General features: G+C 45.6%; 17 protein-coding genes. 14 read left to right on the top strand and 3 right to left on the bottom strand.

Annotation, left to right across the window (positions count from 1 at the left end):
- Positions 1–82: 82 nt before the first annotated feature.
- From BM210_RS18180 to BM210_RS18230, 11 genes are all read left to right on the top strand, one after another.
- Positions 83–1,297 carry a threonine synthase gene (locus tag BM210_RS18180; RefSeq protein ID WP_091170982.1) on the top strand — a complete coding sequence of 405 codons (1,215 nt, stop codon included), beginning with the start codon at positions 83–85 and terminating at the stop codon, positions 1,295–1,297.
- A gap of 17 nt (positions 1,298–1,314) precedes the next feature.
- A complete protein-coding gene (locus BM210_RS18185) occupies positions 1,315–1,971 on the top strand; it encodes a helix-turn-helix transcriptional regulator (protein ID WP_091170984.1) in 657 nt (218 codons plus the stop codon).
- Positions 1,972–2,009: 38 nt separating this feature from the next.
- Positions 2,010–3,572: an ABC transporter substrate-binding protein gene (locus BM210_RS18190; protein ID WP_177237881.1), complete on the top strand. Its 1,563-nt coding sequence runs from the start codon at positions 2,010–2,012 to the stop codon at positions 3,570–3,572.
- 22 nt (positions 3,573–3,594) lie between these two features.
- Positions 3,595–4,524: an ABC transporter permease gene (locus BM210_RS18195; protein WP_091170988.1), complete on the top strand. Its 930-nt coding sequence runs from the start codon at positions 3,595–3,597 to the stop codon at positions 4,522–4,524.
- Complete coding sequence (locus BM210_RS18200; protein ID WP_091170990.1) at positions 4,521–5,426, top strand: ABC transporter permease; 906 nt, start codon at positions 4,521–4,523, stop codon at positions 5,424–5,426. The genes BM210_RS18195 and BM210_RS18200 overlap by 4 nt, the downstream gene beginning before the upstream one ends.
- 8 nt (positions 5,427–5,434) lie before the next feature.
- Positions 5,435–6,247, top strand: coding sequence for an SDR family NAD(P)-dependent oxidoreductase (locus BM210_RS18205; RefSeq protein WP_218184940.1), 813 nt, complete (start codon positions 5,435–5,437; stop codon positions 6,245–6,247).
- A gap of 1 nt (position 6,248) precedes the next feature.
- A complete protein-coding gene (locus BM210_RS18210; RefSeq protein WP_177237882.1) occupies positions 6,249–7,097 on the top strand; it encodes a polysaccharide deacetylase family protein in 849 nt (282 codons plus the stop codon).
- Positions 7,094–8,113 carry an ABC transporter ATP-binding protein gene (locus BM210_RS18215; RefSeq protein WP_091170994.1) on the top strand — a complete coding sequence of 340 codons (1,020 nt, stop codon included), beginning with the start codon at positions 7,094–7,096 and terminating at the stop codon, positions 8,111–8,113. The genes BM210_RS18210 and BM210_RS18215 overlap by 4 nt, the downstream gene beginning before the upstream one ends.
- Complete coding sequence (locus BM210_RS18220) at positions 8,110–9,117, top strand: ABC transporter ATP-binding protein (RefSeq protein ID WP_091170996.1); 1,008 nt, start codon at positions 8,110–8,112, stop codon at positions 9,115–9,117. The genes BM210_RS18215 and BM210_RS18220 overlap by 4 nt, the downstream gene beginning before the upstream one ends.
- A gap of 78 nt (positions 9,118–9,195) precedes the next feature.
- On the top strand, positions 9,196–11,160 hold the full coding sequence (locus tag BM210_RS18225) for a S9 family peptidase (protein WP_177237883.1): 1,965 nt from the start codon (positions 9,196–9,198) through the stop codon (positions 11,158–11,160).
- 38 nt (positions 11,161–11,198) lie between these two features.
- Positions 11,199–12,341 carry a M20 family metallopeptidase gene (locus tag BM210_RS18230; protein ID WP_091170999.1) on the top strand — a complete coding sequence of 381 codons (1,143 nt, stop codon included), beginning with the start codon at positions 11,199–11,201 and terminating at the stop codon, positions 12,339–12,341.
- A gap of 215 nt (positions 12,342–12,556) precedes the next feature.
- Here BM210_RS18230 and BM210_RS18235 read toward each other — a convergent pair whose 3' ends face one another.
- Positions 12,557–13,210 (bottom strand): nitroreductase family protein, encoded by a 654-nt coding sequence (locus BM210_RS18235; RefSeq protein WP_091171002.1) that lies wholly within the window; start codon positions 13,208–13,210, stop codon positions 12,557–12,559.
- Positions 13,211–14,170: 960 nt separating this feature from the next.
- Between BM210_RS18235 and BM210_RS18240 the strand changes: the two genes are divergently transcribed.
- The 3 genes from BM210_RS18240 (at position 14,171) to BM210_RS18250 (ending at position 17,178) form a co-directional block, all read left to right on the top strand.
- The gene (locus tag BM210_RS18240) at positions 14,171–14,548 is read left to right on the top strand and encodes a BlaI/MecI/CopY family transcriptional regulator (RefSeq protein WP_091171005.1); all 378 of its coding nucleotides are present in this window, start codon (positions 14,171–14,173) and stop codon (positions 14,546–14,548) included.
- Positions 14,545–16,824 (top strand): M56 family metallopeptidase, encoded by a 2,280-nt coding sequence (locus BM210_RS18245; RefSeq protein WP_091171007.1) that lies wholly within the window; start codon positions 14,545–14,547, stop codon positions 16,822–16,824. Before BM210_RS18240 ends, BM210_RS18245 begins: the two co-directional genes overlap by 4 nt.
- A 108-nt stretch (positions 16,825–16,932) precedes the next feature.
- Positions 16,933–17,178 (top strand): hypothetical protein, encoded by a 246-nt coding sequence (locus tag BM210_RS18250; RefSeq protein ID WP_091171010.1) that lies wholly within the window; start codon positions 16,933–16,935, stop codon positions 17,176–17,178.
- A gap of 716 nt (positions 17,179–17,894) precedes the next feature.
- Here BM210_RS18250 and BM210_RS18260 read toward each other — a convergent pair.
- The gene (locus BM210_RS18260) at positions 17,895–18,143 is read right to left on the bottom strand and encodes a hypothetical protein (protein ID WP_177237884.1); all 249 of its coding nucleotides are present in this window, start codon (positions 18,141–18,143) and stop codon (positions 17,895–17,897) included.
- A gap of 207 nt (positions 18,144–18,350) precedes the next feature.
- A complete protein-coding gene (locus tag BM210_RS18265; RefSeq protein ID WP_091171016.1) occupies positions 18,351–18,866 on the bottom strand; it encodes a GrpB family protein in 516 nt (171 codons plus the stop codon).
- Positions 18,867–19,298 lie beyond the last annotated feature (432 nt).

A 19,298-nucleotide genomic window follows, 5' to 3' on the forward strand; every position in this document is an offset into this window, starting at 1 on the left:
TTATTGCTAGTCGATTACAAAAAAATTGCAGCTGGTACAAAGTTGTAAGATCCATTATTTTTCAAAAAAGGAGGTTTTAGCTATGAAATTCAGTTATATAAGCCATCTGCATTGTCCCAAATGCCAAACGAAATACGGATCTGATGTCATCCAGCAGTTGTGCGCGTGCGGTTCTCCTTTATTAGTCGATTACGATTTGCAGGAGCTTAAAAAGCATTGGACTCCGGCCAGTCTCGCTGGACGATCCAATGATCTATGGAGATATCATGAGCTTCTTCCAGTCGTGGACCCTGAGAATATCGTAACGCTGGGCGAAGGAATGACCCCTCTACTGCCAATGGATCGAATCGGCTCGGCTATGGGAATTGATCATCTGTGGATGAAGGATGAAGGGATCATCCCCACAGGCAGCTTTAAGGCACGAGGAGCGGCGGTTGGTGTATCCAAAGCCAAGGAGTTGGCGGTGCAGGAGCTGGCGATGCCTACCAATGGCAACGCTGGAGCGGCTTGGGCATTATATGCGGCAAGAGCTGGTATCCAGGCTTCGATCGTGATGCCCGTTGAAGCTCCGGTCATTACTCGCAATGAATGTGCGATTTCAGGTGCCAATTTGAATCTGGTCAATGGTCTGATCAGCGATGCTGGTAAAATTGTAGGCCAAGCCGTCAAGGAATACAATCTGTATGATGCGTCCACTCTGAAAGAGCCTTATCGGATCGAGGGCAAGAAAACAATGGGGCTGGAAATTATCGAACAGCTCGATTGGAAGCTGCCTGACGTGATTCTTTACCCTACAGGGGGTGGAGTCGGTTTGATTGGCATTTATAAAGCGCTGCAGGAGCTTGTCGAATTAGGTTGGATTGAAAACAAACTTCCACGTTTGGTCGCTGTTCAGGCGAAGGGCTGCGCACCGATTGTAAAGGCATGGGAGGAAGGTAAAGCGGACTCGCAATTTTGGGAGGATTCGACAACTATAGCTTTTGGAATCAATGTGCCCAAAGCATTAGGCGACTTTTTGGTGCTGGAAGCCATTTATAAAACAGGCGGTTGTGCGATTGCCATTGATGATGCGGAACTGTTGAGGGAACAGGCAGACGTTGCTCGATTGGAAGGTGTGTTCATCTGCCCAGAAGGTGCGGCGACGTTCTCGGCAGCTCGCAAGCTTAGGGAAAGCGGCTGGATTCAACAGAATGAAACCGTCATTGCGCTGAATACAGGTAGTGGAATTAAATATCCTGAAACTGTTCAGGTGGAAGTTCCTGTACTGGAGCCTGGAGAACGGATGACAAGAGGATAAGATAAAGGAAGGGTGACATGAACCATACACAGCAATCCATTTTCGATCAAGCCATTCGCACCGCGGATATGCTGGTGAAAATGCTAGGGAAAGAATGTGAAATTGCGATTCATGACTTTTCTGATCTCGAGCAGTCTTTGATACACTTGGCGGGAACCATAACAGAGCGGAAGGTCGGAGCTCCTATTACAGATTTGGTTTTGCAAGAATTGAAGAAGCCTGCAGCACAAATCAAGGATATAGCTAATTACAAGACGGTATCCTCCAAAGGATATGTGCTTAAATCATCAACCGTGTTTCTTAGAGACGCCGAGGACCAGATTATCGGTGCGATGTGCATTAATTTGAATGTCAGCCATTTGATAACTATCCAAAATCAGCTGCAGCAGTTGGTTCAATTCGAGCATGAGGAATCGGACAAGGAAAGCTTTTATTCCACGGTGCAGGAGGTCATTGCCAACCTGGTCAGTCAAGTGCTGAATGGCTTTAACAAGGCCCCATCTTTGCTGGAAACGGAAGAAAAAATCGAATGTGTCCGACTTTTGGAGCAAAAAGGCACTTTCCTGATTAAGGGATCTATCGAATATGTGGCTGGAACGTTGGGCGTATCCAGATTTACAGTCTATAACTACTTGCAAAAGATTCGGGCGGATACGATGCTCCATCTCAACTAAGATTTACTTTATTTATAGAAAACAACATGGAGGATTATATGAAAACATTATTGAAAAGCGCAACTCTTATTTTCAGTTTATTAGTGATTATCACGCTTGTAGGGTGCAGTATAGCCAACAAGCAGGCGGCCAGCACCGAACAGAAGCCGCAGGATACTACTACCCAAAAGGAAAGCCGCAAGCTGGTCGTTGACTTAGCCAATGAATCGTCGAATCTCGACCCGGGGCTACAATATAACTTTGACAGCTATTCGGTATACCGGAACATTTTTGACAATTTGATTCATCGCGACCCTAAAACCAACAAATTTGTGCCATGGGTAGCTGAATCGTGGAAACAGGACTCGCCGACGACATGGACATTTAAAATCCGTGGGGATATCAAGTTTCATAACGGAGATGCACTTACGGCAGAGGACGTAGCTTTCAGTATTCAGCGTATTTTGGATAAAGATTTCCGTAGTCCGCAGTATGCCAATTTCAATATGATTTCTTCAGCGAAAGCCGAGGGCTCCGATCTCAAAATTACGACGGATCAACCGAGTCCAACCCTGCTGACGCAGTTGGTTAATTTGAGCATTGTGCCGCAAAAGTATGTGAAGGAAAAAGGCAACGATCAGTTTAACTTGAATCCCGTAGGCAGCGGTGCGTACCAATTTGAAAGCTGGGCAAAGGGCACACAAATTACACTGAAGGCCAATGCAAGCTATTGGGGCGGCAAGCCTGAAATCCCGTCAGTCGAATATCGCTTCGTATCCAATCCAGCCAGCCGTGTTGCGGATTTGCAGTCGGGTAAGGCCGATTTTGTCTCTGCTGTAAGCCCTGATGATGTGGATAATATCAAGAGTAAGCCTGAACTTCAAGTATTCTCTACGCCTACTGAGCGTGTTGCTTATCTGGCCTTCAATATGGTAGGCGATACACCAACCAAATCGAGTCAGGTCAATCAGGCCATTGCTTATGGAATTAACTATGATTCGTTGATTACTTCGCTTCTTCATGGCTACGGCAAGCCTGTAACCCAGGTGCTGACACCACTATCGTTTGGTTATGATACCAGCATTCCAGGTTATTCCTACAATCCGGAAAAAGCAAAGGCTTTATTGAAGGAAGCCGGTCATGCCAATGGCATCACGCTTGATTTTGCGACTTCACCATCCTTCGATCAGCGTATTGTCCAAGCGGTTCAAGGTGATCTCGATAAAATTGGTGTGAAGGTTAATATTGTAAGTACGGACCAAGCGACTTATTTGAAAAAGGTGCAGGACCCTGCCCGCAAATGGGGAAGCATCCGTATGGGCATCTGGTCTTGCTCTTGCATGGACGCGGACGGCACGATTCTTCCTTTGTTCCGCACAGGGACCATTTGGAGCAGCTATACCAATCCTGCGTTTGATCAAGCGGTAGATGCAGCAAGAACGACGACAGATGAAGCAGTACGGACTAGCAATTATAAAAAAGCATTGAATGTGCTTCAGAACGATGTTCCGGGAATCGGGCTATACCAGGCCTATGCTTTGTATGGAGCATCGAAGCAATTACAGTGGCAGCCTGATCCGCAGGAGAACTTCTTTGTTAAAGATATGAAATGGTCGAAATAAAGAAGCAGAGGAGGGATCGCACATGCTTTATGTAGGACAGCGTATCGTCCAGGCGCTGGTTTCGGTATTTGGTGTAGCCACGCTTATCTTTTTCATCCTGCGTTTAACCGGAGACCCTGTCCTACTAATGGTCCCTCAAAACGCGACTGCTGAAGACATTGCCGTGCTTCGGCACGCGCTTGGATTGGATCAGCCGGTAGGTCTTCAGTATGTAAGCTTTCTGCAGCAGATCTTTACAGGAAATCTTGGATACTCCTACGTTCAAAAAATGCCTGTCATGAACATTATGATGGACCGTATACCATATACGATCGACTTGGCGATGTCTGCACTCATTCTAACCGTAGTCATCGGTATCCCAATGGGAATGATTACGGCTATTTATAAAGGTACGTGGATTGAAAAAGTGTGTATGCCTTTCATTCTGGTTGGACAAAGTATGCCTGCATTTTGGACAGGCATACTTCTGATTATGCTGCTCGCTGTAAAGCTGCGCTGGCTGCCCTCATCCGGAGCGGACAGCCTGGAATCGCTCATTCTTCCTGCAATTACTCTGGCCTCACTGTCGATTGCCACCGTAGCGCGAATGACGCGATCCAGCATGCTTGAACAGCTTGGTCAGGATTACGTAAGGACCGCTCGTTCGAAAGGAGTCGGGGTTCCCCGGCTGCTATATCGGCATTTGCTGCGAAACGCATCGATTCCGATTATTACGATTATTGGTCTGGAATGTGCGAATTTATTGGGCGGATCCGTCGTGACGGAAACGATATTCGCATGGCCTGGATTGGGTCAGTTAACCATTCAGTCTATAGCATCCAGAGATTTTCCGCTTGTTCAAGCTATCGTAGTATTAGGTGCCTCGGTATATATTTTCATTAACCTGATAACGGACCTTGTGTATGGATGGGTAGACCCAAGAATCAAGCTGGGGAGAGAAGCATCACAATGAGTATATTACTAACACCGGATCAACAAGCTCCGACCCGATCAACGATGGAGCGTGCAAAGGCCCGACTGCGGAGAATGGGCCCCATTACTATTTTCCCTTTCGCACTTATTCTTCTGCTGTTTGTGCTCATTGCCATCGTGCCCGGATGGTTCGCGATACACGATCCCACGCTAACGACGCTTTCGATTCGCCTGAAACCTCCAGGCTTTATAGGCCCGGATGGGTCATCTTATCTGCTCGGCACCGATGAGCTGGGCAGGGATGTGTACAGCCGACTTATTTACGGAGCACGAGTCTCCTTATTCGTATCCGTGACCGCCGTCTTTATATCCGGCATTATTGGCGGGATACTCGGGATGCTGGCGGGATTCTACAGAAATTGGGTGGGCGCCTTCATTATGCGTGTTGCGGATATATTGCTGTCCATCCCGTTTTTTTTACTAGCTATTTTGACCGTGGCGGTACTGGGGCCAAGCTTATTGAATTTGATTATCGTCCTCGGCCTTGCGCGCTGGCCTCGTTATGCACGAGTTACCCAAAGCACGACACTCTCTACAGTAAATAGGGATTTTGTGAAAGCAACTGCCGCATTGGGCGCTCGCCCTGGCCGACTGCTGATCAAGCATATTTTACCGGAGGTCATTCCACCGTTGGTAGTGGTTGCTACGCTGGAAGTCGGGCTCATGATTATATTTGAGGCTTCACTGTCATTCATTGGTTTGGGTGTCCAGCCGCCTAATCCGAGCTGGGGCTCCATGTTGTCAGTTGGACAGCAGTATGTTTCGACGGGCTGGTGGTTGGCAACGTTCCCCGGTATTGCTATCTTCTTCATCGTAATCTCGATCAATATGATTGGAGATTATGTCCGGGATTGGTTAGACCCTAAAAATCAAAAGAGATAAACCTTGAGGTGATTCCATTGCATTTTGAAGATCAATTTATCGGTAAAAAAGTCGTCATCACAGGAGCGGCTGGCATATTCGGTACCTGGATTGCTCATTCCTTTGCTTCCCAGGGGGCCAAGCTGTGCTTATCCGATATTCGTGGCAACGAATTAAGAGTGATGGGGGAGGACCCCTTGTTAAGTAATACAGAACTGCTGTTCCATACGACTGACTTGTCACAGGAAGCTTCAATCGTTGAATTAGCCGAATTCATTGAGAAGGAATGGTCCTCTGCTGATATTTTAATTAATAATGCCGGCATTTATCAACGGCATCAGCTAATGGAAATGAATGTGATGGATTGGAACAACTCCATTGGAGTGAATGTCACGGCTCCCTTTCTGTTAACTCAGCTGCTTGCCAAGCAAATGATCAAGGATAATAAGCCAGGCTCCATTATTAATATCAGCTCCGGTGCAGCGATTAGCAACCAAATTGGTGGCGGCCATTACTCGACGGGAAAAGCCGCTTTATCCATGCTAACCCGTTCATATGCTCTGGAACTGGCCCCATATCAAATCCGGGTCAATGCGGTTGCACCTGGCTTTGCTCCGGGCAGTGAAGTCAGTGAACTATCGGAGGATTATGTACAAAATATGCTCACCCAAATTCCGCTTGGTCGCACATCGGGACCACAGGATGCACCTACAGCTATTTTGTATCTTTGCTCCGACTACGCTTCCTTTATTACGGGGTCTACGTTAACGGTGGATGGCGGGCGTACGGCCGGAACCTTCAAATCAGCTAAACCCCAGCCTCAGGTTGGAAAGCAGGCATGAGATGACGCATACAACCTATGCATGGCCTGATGCAAAGCGCTGCGCTGTTGCCTTCAGTATTGACTTCGATGGTGAGACGCCTTACTTATGGCGCTCCCGGCATACAAAACCGAACACGCTTGGAGAGTTGGAGCAAAGAGCCTTTGGTCCCCGTCAGGGGATTTACCGGATTCTGGAGCTGCTGGCCCGCTTGGATATCCGCGCTAGTTTTTTTATACCTGGGGTCATTGCTGAGCATTATCCAGCAGCGGTGGAGGCGATCGCCAAGGAAGGGCACGAGATTGGCTTACATGGCTATCTGCACGAACGAGTGGATGAATTAAGCATGGAGCAGGTAGAAGAAAGTATCATTCGGGGCAAGCAGGCTTTGGAGAAGATCATTGGGCCAAGAACAATGGGCTTTCGCTCACCATCCTGGGAAATGACACCCGAAACCTTCGAGCTGCTGAAGCGCCACGGGATTCCCTATGACAGCTCTATGATGGGTTATGACCACCCTTATTGGATCGAGGGTCTGCCCGAGGTTCCTGTACAGTGGCTGCTCGATGATGCCATCTTCTACCGTTACACGGGAGGTGGTTCGGGCAACCCGCCCTTGAATCCGAATACGGTTATGGATACTTGGCAGCAGGAATTCGAAGGTATCAAGCGATACGGTGGGCTTTTTCTAATGACGGTACACTGTTGGATCAGCGGAAGAGGCTCGCGTATAATCGCTCTGGAGCGACTGCTCTCTGAACTGAAGCATGATCCTGAGGTATGGTGGGCCACCTGTGGCGAAATTGCCGAGTATCACGCCAAACAGTACGCGGGGCAATTTCGTGAGTCATTGGGAGGGCGTACATCATGACTGTAGCACGGCAGACGATCACAGACAGCAAGCTCTCCTCCACGATCATGAAGATCGACAAGCTTACGCTATCGTTTCAGCAAGCCTCAGGACCTGTAACAGCACTACGAAACGTTTCTCTGCAGCTGAAAAAAGGCGAGATTCTCGGACTTGTTGGGGAGAGCGGCAGCGGCAAAAGTCTTACAGCCCTGTCCCTAATGAAGCTCCTCCCCGCCAATGCCCGTTTTGATCAAGGCGATATTGAACTGGAGGGCGTATCTTTAAAGCATCTGTCAGAATCGGAGATGCGCAGCATCCGCGGCAATAAGGTTTCGATGATTTTCCAGGAGCCAATGACTGCTTTGAATCCATTGATTCCGATCGGCAGCCAAATTGAAGAACTATTTATTTTGCATAAAAAAATGAGCAAAAAAGAGCGCAGAAGAAAGGTCATTGATCTGCTAAAATCTGTAGGCATCTCCGAACCGGAAACTCGTTCTCGCCAGTATCCTTTTGAATTGTCCGGGGGTATGAGACAGCGAGTAATGATCGCGATGGCACTGGCCTGCAGCCCTAAGATGATTATCGCAGACGAGCCTACGACTGCGCTGGATGTGACGATTCAAGCCCAGATCCTGGATCTGTTAAAGGATATCAAACGGGATTATGATACATCCATTCTCCTGATCACCCATGATATGGGTGTCATTGCAGATGCAGCGGATCGGGTTGCCGTGATGTATGCGGGACAATTGATGGAGCTTGCTGCCGTTGACGATTTGATCGAGTCACCACGCCATCCCTATACGGTAGGATTACTGAACAGCATTCCTGATTTAACGGGTGATGAGGAGACGGAGCTGTATACCATTCCAGGTGCTGTGCCCGATTTGAGAAATCTGCCAAGCGGTTGTCCCTTTCATCCGCGCTGCACATATGCAACGGAACTATGCAGACAACAAAATCCAGAACTGGCTGCGGATCAACGGGGACATCATGTAGCTTGCTGGCACCCGGTAGAGGGGGAGATTAGATGAGTAAAATCAAAATTCAGGAAGTGCCTACTCCCCTGATCGTTGTGGATAATATAAAGAAACATTATACCCAATCCTCCAAGTTGTTCGGACTGAACCGCTCCGTTGTAAAAGCGGTGGATGGTGTCAGCTTTGAACTGGCTGCGGGCGAGACGCTCGGCTTAGTAGGGGAAAGCGGCTGTGGCAAATCAACTATGGGCCGTGCGGTGCTTTATCTGGATCGGCCAACAGAAGGCAAAACTTGGTACAACGGACAGGATCTGTCCACAATGCAGGGGGAAGAATTGAGGCGGTTGAGGAGAGACATGCAGATTGTTTTTCAGGACCCCTATTCCTCACTAAATACAAGAATGAAAATTCGTGAAATCCTGACGGAGCCCTTTCACATACATGATTTGTATTCCGGCCAGCAGGCGCAGCAGGCTAAGCAGTTGCTGGAGATGGTTGGTCTGCCTCAGGCTAGTCTGGATAAATATCCTCATGAGTTTTCCGGTGGTCAACGCCAGCGTATCGTCATCGCAAGAGCCATCGCATTGCGGCCTAAATTTGTCGTATGTGATGAGCCTGTATCCGCTTTGGATGTTTCCGTACAATCCCAAATCGTGAATTTGTTCGGACAGCTTCAAAAGGAGCTCAATCTCACATATTTGTTCATCTCCCATGATTTGTCCGTCGTTCGCCATGTCAGTGATCGGGTTGGAGTCATGTATCTTGGAAAATTGGTAGAGTTGGGAAGCAAAAAAACGATTTTCCAAAAACCGCTTCACCCATATACCCAGGCACTCATGAGTGCAATACCCGTCCCTAACCCAAAAATTCAGCGGAAGCGGGAAAAGATTACGCTGCGTGGGGAGCTGCCCAGTCCCTTGAATCCGCCTGTCGGTTGCCGGTTTCATACCCGCTGTCCTTGGGCGGAAGAGCAATGCAGACAAGTGGTACCGGAATGGCGGGAGACTGAACCGAATCATTGGGTAGCTTGCCATTTAGTTAATGTAACTAATATTTAATAGGATTAATTGAAATGAGAAACTTAAGCGAAGGTAATGGGCTTATCACCCTAACAAATGAAAGGAGCTGAACACGGCATGCTACGATCAACCGACTTGGCACAACTTACACTCCTTGGGGCACCGAGTATTCATCCCAGGGAGCGGGAGAAGGTGGTACTGGCCAAAGTAAGAATGGACATAGATTCCGACACATATTTCAGCCATCTAGTTGTGTGGGACACAAGCACCCATAACGAAACTACCCTATTGGCTGCGCACCCAGATAGTGAAGGTGAAGCGTCTTCAGATCATAGTCAGAAATGGTCACCAGACGGTGAACGGCTAGCTTTTATACGCAAGGTTGGGACAAACGACGAGCTGTGGCTGTATCATCCGTCATCTGGCACTGTACATGCGCTCACACCCAAACGGAAAGTAAAGGACTTCATATGGGCTCCCGATGGACGGACACTCATCTTTACTAGCCGTGAAAATTCAATGAACTCGGTTGCTTATAAAGTAATCAGAATCCGCTATAAGCTCGATGGCGAAGGATTCACGAACGGGTATACGCATATATTTGAAGTAGACGTGGACACGTTAGCGGTATCACCGCTATCTACACTAGAATCCGATCATGGAAATCCTGCTTTTTCCGAGGATGGACAGAGGCTGTATTTTACACTTGATTATCCGAGCGATACGGATCTCGATAAAACCCCCCAGATCCATGTGCTGGAGAGATCAACCGGCTCCATCTCGGTAATATCAGCGGTATTAAAGTCCGTTTCAGCGCTTGTTCCGCTGTCAGACGGTTCCGTGCTAGCTGCAGGCAAACTAAACACACCGAATAGTGCGGAATTCGATCAATGGCTTTACGTAAAGGATGGCATCAGCGCTGACAGGATAGAAGGGAATCTGGATGTTCCAGGTGGCTATCATGTTATTAGTGACAGCAAACGCACAGGTTTGAATTCAACGTTTGTGCATCACTCGGAGAGTGGTTCTATATTCTTTGCTGGAACGAATGAAGGCAGACAGTCACTTTATCGATTGGATACCGCTTCCTTGCAAGTGACCGCACTGCCTTTGTCATTGAACGTTCTGGCGTTTGATGTTGAATCCTGCAGCGAGCGTGAGATTGCCATTGTGTTAATTGTTGATTCGATGGATCGGCCAGGAGAGCTGTACCGTGCGGTATGGAAAGATCAAAGCGACGTTCAATTGGAACAAATTACTAGCTGCAACGAGGAACTGCTTCGGCAAATACCTACAATTGAAATTCGTGAGCATTCGCATGTGACTCCAGATGGGCTGACGATTCAGGGATGGACAATGGCGCCCGTACAAGAAGATGGTGGCACCTATGCTGGAACCATTTTGATGATACATGGCGGACCGCATCTCGCTTATGGACATTCGTTTCATTTTGACTTTTGGTACCTTGCCAGCAGAGGCTATCGAATTGTGTTCTGTAATCCACGAGGAAGCTACGGATATGGACAAGCTTTCTCATACGGAGTAGTCGGAGAATGGGGTAGCAAAGATGTCCAGGACATCCTTGGATTTCTTGAAGAGTCTGCAGTTGCAGGTGATTCTTTGGAAGCTGGATCGCTCTATGTGATGGGTGGAAGCTATGGGGGCTACTTGGTTAATTGGTTAATCGCTCACGATCACAGATTCAAAGCAGCAGTGACGGAAAGGTCTATCTGTAATTTGTACAGTAAGATTGGCAATAGTGATCTGGGCTTTCAGATCAACCTGTATGAGTTGGGTGGCCAATCTGATCTTTGGAATGATGAGGAATATATTATGGACCGCTCACCTATTCGCTATGCGGAGCAGGTAACCACACCTGTTCTGATTCTTCACGGGGAACAGGATCATCGCTGTCCCATTGAGCAGGCAGAGCAGTGGTATTTGGCATTGAGGCGATTGGGCAAGGATGCCGAGTTTATGCGGTTTCCGGGCGCTTCACACGCAATGGCATCATCAGGCAGACCGCAGCAGCGCATGGCGAGGCTGGAAGCAATTACGGAATGGTTCACTAAAAACGCATAAGTAGGTAAGCTAAGAACGCATAATAAGGTAGGTGGACCATGAGTAATTTACTGAATTTTGTTAAAGGACAGCAGAATGCTCTGCTTCAGGATCTGGAGCAGCTAGTTAATATGGATAGTCCAACCGGCAGCAAGCAGCTGGTAGATCAGGCGATGCAAGTTGTTGTTGCACGGTTCCAGGAGTTGATTGGAGGCGATGTTCAATGGATCCCGCAGGAGAAGTACGGGAATCAAGTGAAGCTGCAATACGGCGATGGATCCAAGCAAATTATGCTGCTGGCTCATATCGATACAGTGTGGCCAGAAGGAGAGATAGCCAAACGTCCTTTTAGAAAAGAAGGTCAACGGCTGTATGGACCCGGCATTTTTGATATGAAATGTGGACTGCTGCAGGGGCTATATGCGATGCACGCAGTTATCTCTCAATGTCCAACTGATAAAAAAATAGTGTTGTTCATTAATACGGATGAGGAGGTTGGCAGCCCGTCATCCCGAAGATGGATTGAAGAAGAGGCTAAAAAAAGCGACGCTGTCTTCGTACTGGAACCGGCTTTAGGGTCCACAGGGAAGCTGAAAACCTCACGCAAAGGTGTCGGCAGATTTACGATGGACATCGAGGGTGTTTCCGCTCACTCCGGGATCAACCATAACGAAGGTGTCAATGCCCTTGAGGAGCTTGCTCATCAAATTATATATTTGCAAGGATTAACGGATTATGGAAAAGGCTCCACGGTTAACGTGGGCATCGCAGCAGGGGGTACGGCAGTCAATGTAGTAAGTGGACACGCACGAGCGGAGCTTGAACTTCGAATCGACTCGATGGAAGAAGCGGAACGACTTAGTGATCTTATTTTGAAAGCCTCCCCGATCTTGAATCACATTAAACTGAACATACAAGGCGGCATTGTACGCCCGCCGATGGAACAGGCGATGAGCCGATATTTGTTCGCCAATGCGCAGGCGCTGGCCGACGAACTGGGTTTCTTATTAGAGGAAACATCAACCGGTGGGGCGAGTGACGGCAATTTCACGGCGGCATTGAATATTCCGACCCTTGACGGATTGGGGGCAGTGGGCCATGGTGCTCATGCGCTTGATGAATATGTGGAGCTGGATAGCATCTCAGTACGCTGTGCTTTACTGGCTCATTTGATCCAACAGCAGGTTCAATCCTCAAATTAATATGGATTCCAAAGAATTTGTATCGGTGAATCGGTGCAAATTCTTTTTTTGAGGCAACGGATTAAACTTGATTTAACTTCTTGAATTAACTTATTGAGGAAATAACAGTAAAACGTTCAATACAGCCAAAACAAGACGGAGATGAGTGTCTTGTTTTGGCTGTAAGTATAGTTGAAATTTTTTTTAATTACGCTGGGCGGAATCCGTATTATAACTTAAATTTCATTAAAAAATACAACTTCATTGATCGGAAGACGCGTAGTAGGATGTCCAGGTTTGGTTGCTTTGCCGAGGGGGATTAGCATAACAGACTTGTAATTCTCAGGAATTCCAAAAGCTTCATCGAACTTTGCTTTATCATATCCACCCATAGGAACGGTGTCGTAGCCTTTAGCACGCGCGACAAGCATGAGCGACATTGATACAAGACCTCCATCGGTATAGATGATTTGGTGAATCACCTCAGGAGGGAGGCTCTGATACATACCTACCATGCGTTCGACCATCGATTTTGCCGTATCCGCTGGCATAAAGCCTGCTTCAACAGCTTGATTGTAAATACTTTCTGCTTTCTTATAGCTTTCCAAGTCACCGAGAATCGCGATGACGGCTGAAGCATCGATGACTTGTTGTTGGTTGAACGCAATCGGTAGAAGCTTTTGTTTCAACTCCGGTGTATCGATGACAAGAAAACGCCAAGGCTGCAGGTTTGCGGACGAGGGAGCCAAAGCAGCTTGTTCAAGTATTTCGGTTATTTCCTCGCGTGAGATCTGTACCGATGGGTCGAATACACGCACAGAACGGCGTTCCCGAATAACGTCGAAAAAGTTTTGTTGTTCCAATATTTGAGTATTTTGTAGGTTAGACATGATAATTCCTCCTTGTGATGATCGTGCTGAGTGTTTTGTGGAAAAGGTGCTCAATGTGGGATTAATACTGCAGATTAAACTGCAACTTTATAAAGCACATTATAATCCAATTGAAAATAGATTACAATACTTAATTTTGGTACTTATGTAAAGAAAACAATCTAAGTAATGTGAATCAAGATAATGATTTTAAAATCAATCTGCGTTTGCTGCTGGCCAGTAGTTTAGTGATATTACATGATCAGTGTATTGATCCAGTCCGGTCAAATGATGGCTGTTAATATGGCCATTTCTAAATATGCTACTCAGATTATTACGGATTTATACACCAAGAACCTGAAGGCATCAATGTGAATTAATGCAGGCAATGGCAAGAATTAAAATGAATTATAATTAATAGACCGGTTGTATGATTATTTTAGTACGACAGGTGGTACCATAGGATTAGAATGTGAGCAAAATCGGTAGACTAGATTGATAAAGCGCGCGATGCGTGGTGTATTTACATTTCGCATATGACTACTTCACAAAACCCGTATTTTGTACAGATGTCTGCATTATGGCTCAAAGCCCTTTGTATCAAGACTTCTTATTATGATGTGCCACATTATATAACTCTCTTTATGAGTAGTTCTCCTCGCTTAAAATACTAAGTTGTCTTTCTTTATGTGCCTGATAATGAAGCTTTGCGGAAAGCTGACTCGTCTTCTGGTTGCCATGGCACAAAGCCGAGCCAGATCGAGCCACGTGGAAATGATGAGCTTACTCTTACTACTCGACATAATGAATGCCTTGATTATTCCCACAATGTTTACACGCCAACAAGACTCCCCGTTAACCCCACCTAAATTGCCCCAATAAACCGAGCAATACCTTCCTCTTGACTCACTTTGTTTACAAGTGTAAACTAGAAATATCGTTTACACCCGTAAACATAGTACATAGAAAAAGGTGACTAAGATGAGCAACTCTCCCCACATAACCGAAGCCGAAAGCGAAGTAATGAAGCTTCTATGGCAGAAGGAACCTTTGTCTGCTAGTGAGATCATTTCGAAGTTGTCGGATCAGATGAGCTGGACGGACCAGACGATCAAAACCTTCCTTAACCGCCTGCACAAGAAGCATGCGATTCGTTTCGAAAAGGCCGGCAGGAATTATCTCTATTTTTCGTTGGTTTCACAAGAAGAATACTTGAAAACCGAGAACCGATCCTTTCTAGACAGAGTTTATAACGGGGCCGTAGGCATGCTTTTTACGAAATTTCTTGAGGAAGAAACTCTATCGGAGAAAGCTATCGAGGAGCTTCAACAACTGCTGGAAAAGAAGAAGAAATCATGATATTCATGAGTTCGATGTTCTCCCTTATTTTGAATGCATCGTTGGCGTCGGCGGCAATCATTTTGCTACTGCTCTTCATTCGGAAGTTGTTCCATCTGCAGCTTACACCTAGACTCATTCATGTCTTATGGTTCCTTGTATTAATTAAATTGCTTGTACCTATTGGTCCGTCGAGCTCCATCAGTTTGTTTAATTTGGTGCCGCAAACGATAACAGATAAATGGACAACTGATTTCAGCCATCCTGCTGATAATTCCGGATCCGTGGAACAGGGAGAGGATAACCACCCCCTTTCCCCTGTCACTTTCGAATCCGGCTACGAAACGAAGACAACCTTACAACAAAGAGCAAAAGAAAGCCCACCTCCCGATTTATCCGCATCCAGGCTGGTTACTATTTCGGATAAAGAAACTCCTCTCTCTTATACCGGCGAGGTAAAACGGGGCTTGTCAAATGCACTTACAATCGGCTTATTTATCTGGCTTGCAGGATTAGCATTACTCGCTATTTACTACCTGATTGTGACACTAAGATTCAGAAAACAAGCCAGGTTCTCCCGCCTGATCAACAACGAAGAGGTGCTTTCTGTTCTTAAAGCGTGCAGTAATAAACTGGGCATTAAACGAACCATTCCCGTTTATGAAACAAGTTGTTTTCACAGCCCTTGCATCTACGGAATGACAATGCCGAGAATTTATTTGCCCGAGGATATCGTTATAATTGCTGATTCCCGGCAGTTGACACATATTCTACTGCACGAGCTAGCACATTTTAAACGTAAAGATTTATGGTTCAATTCATTTTGGACGTTAGCTGTTTGGCTGCATTGGTTTAATCCTTTGGTTTGGCTGGCTCGGCAAAAAATGGCTTCCGATAGGGAAATCGCCTGCGATGCGGTTGTGCTTGAGGCGCTGGGAGAGCGGGAATCTTCGTCGTACGGCTTGACACTTCTTATGCTGTCGCGTTTATTTTCGCGGAGTTCATCTTCACGGATTTATCTTTCCTATTTCTTCAACAACAAGAATGAGACGAAACGGAGAATTACCATGATTACGAAGTTTAAACAAGGTTCATACCGGCTGTCTGCGGTCGCTATTTTATTGATTCTAGTCTTAGGCGCAGTTGTGCTGACCAACGCGAATGTCGAATCGAATGCCTCCCAGGCAGCGTATTCCAAGCCGAAAAATACGGTTTCCTCTTTTCAGATCGACAAGCTCATACCCTCGTTCAAATGGTTTAATAATCTGAACCGGGCGCTCGCTTTTTCAAAGTTTGACTTTAAAGTACCTGACTATCTGCCCGAAGGTTATCACCTGCAAGATGTGGAATTGAATGAAAATTTCAGCAGTGCGCATAAAGCAGACTTGATTGAATTCGTAACGATCACTTTCGTATCGAACTTTGGCCATACAGACGAGCAGAATATCGTGGTGTACGCTTCTAAAGGAAAGGGCACCTTACTGGAGCATAATTTGTTATGGGGCGCTTCTTCTTCTCATTTTCAAAATACACAAGAGCCGGGTCGCGTGCTTTCCTACAAGCAGGAAGACCTGATCGTAGGCGATGTTAAAGGTGTTTTGTACACGGGTAAAATGCCCAGGTACAAGCAAAAACCAGCAACGGCCAAAAGTTTCGTATGGCAGGATAACGATGTAACGTATTCGATTAATTACTTTAGCAATGATCTTTCTCAGGACGAACTGGTGCCAATCGTGCGGTCATATGCCTTGCCTAACCAAGTTCAAAATGTAGACTATAAGGGTGAGGGCAATTCATACCCTTTATACGACGAGACGGATTTGCGAGCGGCGAAGACTATTCTTGGATTTCCCGTGAAGTTCCCGTTCGACATTTCAGATTTTGGTCTTGAACTTTCCGATTCGCTTATGTTGAGAGCCGACGATAAGAACACCAGATTTCCCATTAGACCGGTCTCGGACACCTTGCTGAATTCTTATGGCGTTCCTTACAATTCCACTATTTATGAAATGAATGACAGTGTCAGTTTATATCAGAGCAAAGCACCCGTCGTAGATGCGAATAAGTTGTCGCTCCTACGGAAACTTGAGATCGATGGCATTGAAATTTCCGCATATGCAGATAACGATCATATCTATTGGGAGCCTATTCATTCTGATAACAATAAGTTGAAGTTCAAAACACAAACGTATTACATGTGGCAGCAAGATGGCATTTATTACACGGCCTCTTTCATTGGGGTGGACAAACATCAGGAAGAAAACCTGAAATCCCTAGTGCTTACTCCTGCCCAATGACCGGGAAATAAGTTCGTTATCATGAGAATCAGTAGCACATAAAGAGGACCAGTTCGTCACGTCGGTCATTACGTCAAAATATGAGTTTTGGAACGGGGTGATGAGGAGTTGGACAAAGCGCAGCGCATTAACTGTCTGAGAGAAATGGAGGTGTTCTGTTACCGGCTATGCTACACACTGCTCCGCAGCGAGGAAATGGCTCATGAAGCGGCAATGGAGACGTTACTCCGGATTTGGAGGGACGACCGCTTTTTCAATAGCGGTGCGGATCAGGCAAAGCTCCTGAAGCGCCAGGCGTCCGAAGTATGCCTGGCGTCATTTCCCCATCGCAAGAAGACCCACACCATCGCCTGATGGCGAGAGCCGGATGCCAATTGCATCCGGCTCTCGCTATAGTGTCCGGTTGCTTCCATTCCAAAGTTTACTGGTGCCTTTCAAATTCTTTTTTCAACCAGAGCTTATTATTCTGCGCGATGTATTGCTCTGATCGGATTAACAACTCCACGAGCTCTGACTTTGAAAGCTTCATATAACGCCTTCTAACGCGTTCTATATTCCGGTCTTCCTTAACCTGTTTAAAGATATTTGAGAGCTCCTCCTGTGGCATTCTAGGCGCTTTCCGAGCTTTGGAACTCTTTGATGTCGAGTGCTGGGAGATGTATTCATGCAACTCTTTGTTTGAAAGAATAGTATTGGCGACTAACTGTCCCCTCTGGACAGTACTGATGAAAATAGCTCCCCATATTTCCCCCTTAACTAACCGTTCAAAGGCAATAAAAAAAGGCCACTCCCGATAACAAAAATGGGACGCGCCAATATTGTGTGACACATTATAGAAGAATATAGTCATACCATAGGATAGTCAATGGAACTTATAACTAAAGAATATATAGTATTTTGTACATATGTATACGAACATAAATTATCTTAAAAAAAGGCCTGAGTTTTATATATTGTCGGAGGACAAGAATAACTATCGATAAAAGACAAGAAGTTGTGCGGTTTTCTCTCTGCATCTCTTCATATCACAACAAAATAAAGCAGCTGCTAGCGAAATGCCGGCAGCTGCTTTACGTCATTAATTTTCTAACATACTTATCGACATATCGCTGCAGTTCTTTATACTGCTCAGTGGGCTTATTATACACCATCATAGGGATCTCAGAATTATCAAATTTTAACTGCTTTGAGATTAAACTTTTTGTGTAGGCTGGAGTACCATCCGACCAAGTTGTTCTAACGTCATGGTCTTTGTCCCAATCCCCGTCTTCAAGAATTTCATTTACCAATTGACTGTATATCTTATCAGCCTTCCCCATCTAATGTACCTCCAAGTCATACATGATCATTGCATTATAAGATTCGAGGGAGATGATAAATTTCCCTTTTTCCATTTAAATCCTACTGTCCAAGTTCAACGTGAATAGCCTGCTACCACCACGCAAACCTGCCCGTTAGCGTAACAGATAGCAACCAAATAGTGCTTGACTATCTAATTCCGTTTCCTTACTGACCACTTTAATTAATTATTTTTCTGAATACCACTTGAGCGCCATTAAATCTAGCTCCTTTACTAAAGCATTCTTACCATCAATATAGTTTGTAATGTCTGTAGGAAATTCCTTAGATAGTTTTAACTTTAATTCACTATACATTTTTGCCTTATCAGGAAATTCATTCAAATAATCTCTGAAGGCTAAATGTCTTAAAATATTTTCGTTTCCAGTTTGAAAGGCATGAAGATGATGGGTTCTTGCATTTCCGCCTTTGTTGAAATATCTTCGCTCTGGAATTCCATTCTCACCTTTAGGTGTATAGCCGAGGAGCTGCATTTCATAATTAAATGAATCAACTTTTGATATATCTTTAACCACTACCATAATATCTATAATGGGTTTAGCATATACGCTTGGTATAGCTGTACTACCAATATGATGAATGTTAAGTATTTTGTCACCATAAACTGTTTTTATTTTTGCGGCTTCTTCTTTGAAAAGGATAGACCACTTTTCATCGTATGGTAGTACCTCAACTCTTCTCAATCTTTATGCACCCTCTCTTCACATTTTTGTTTCACAAATTTATTTCCAAATCTTACACTTACTTCTATAAATTTGTTAAATTATCCTGCCCGTCCCTCGGTTTTAATGGTTTATCTAACGTATACTCACTCATTCGCAGGATTTCATCACCTTGATAATAACAACTGCTAAAAAAACAAAGTCCCGTGGTTAAAATTCTTTCATTTAAAGCGTGCGGGAACAGAGGAGCCGTAAAATTCATTCCCCTAAATTTCATTTTACTGCACGCATATTCCACGAATACCTGGAAGTTTACCATCCCATGGCTCTACGGGTCTAAGCCCTAACATTCCATCGTTATACTTTTCCAAGTTGTGGAGACCGATTGCGTTTAGCGGACGGGTCAAAGCCCTTTTCGGGCAGGAACTCGGTTCTCCGTGCTTTCTTTGTAAA

The sequence above is a fragment of the Paenibacillus sp. 1_12 genome (assembly GCF_900114475.1).
In the GTDB taxonomy this organism is placed as follows: Bacteria; Bacillota; Bacilli; order Paenibacillales; family NBRC-103111; genus Paenibacillus_S.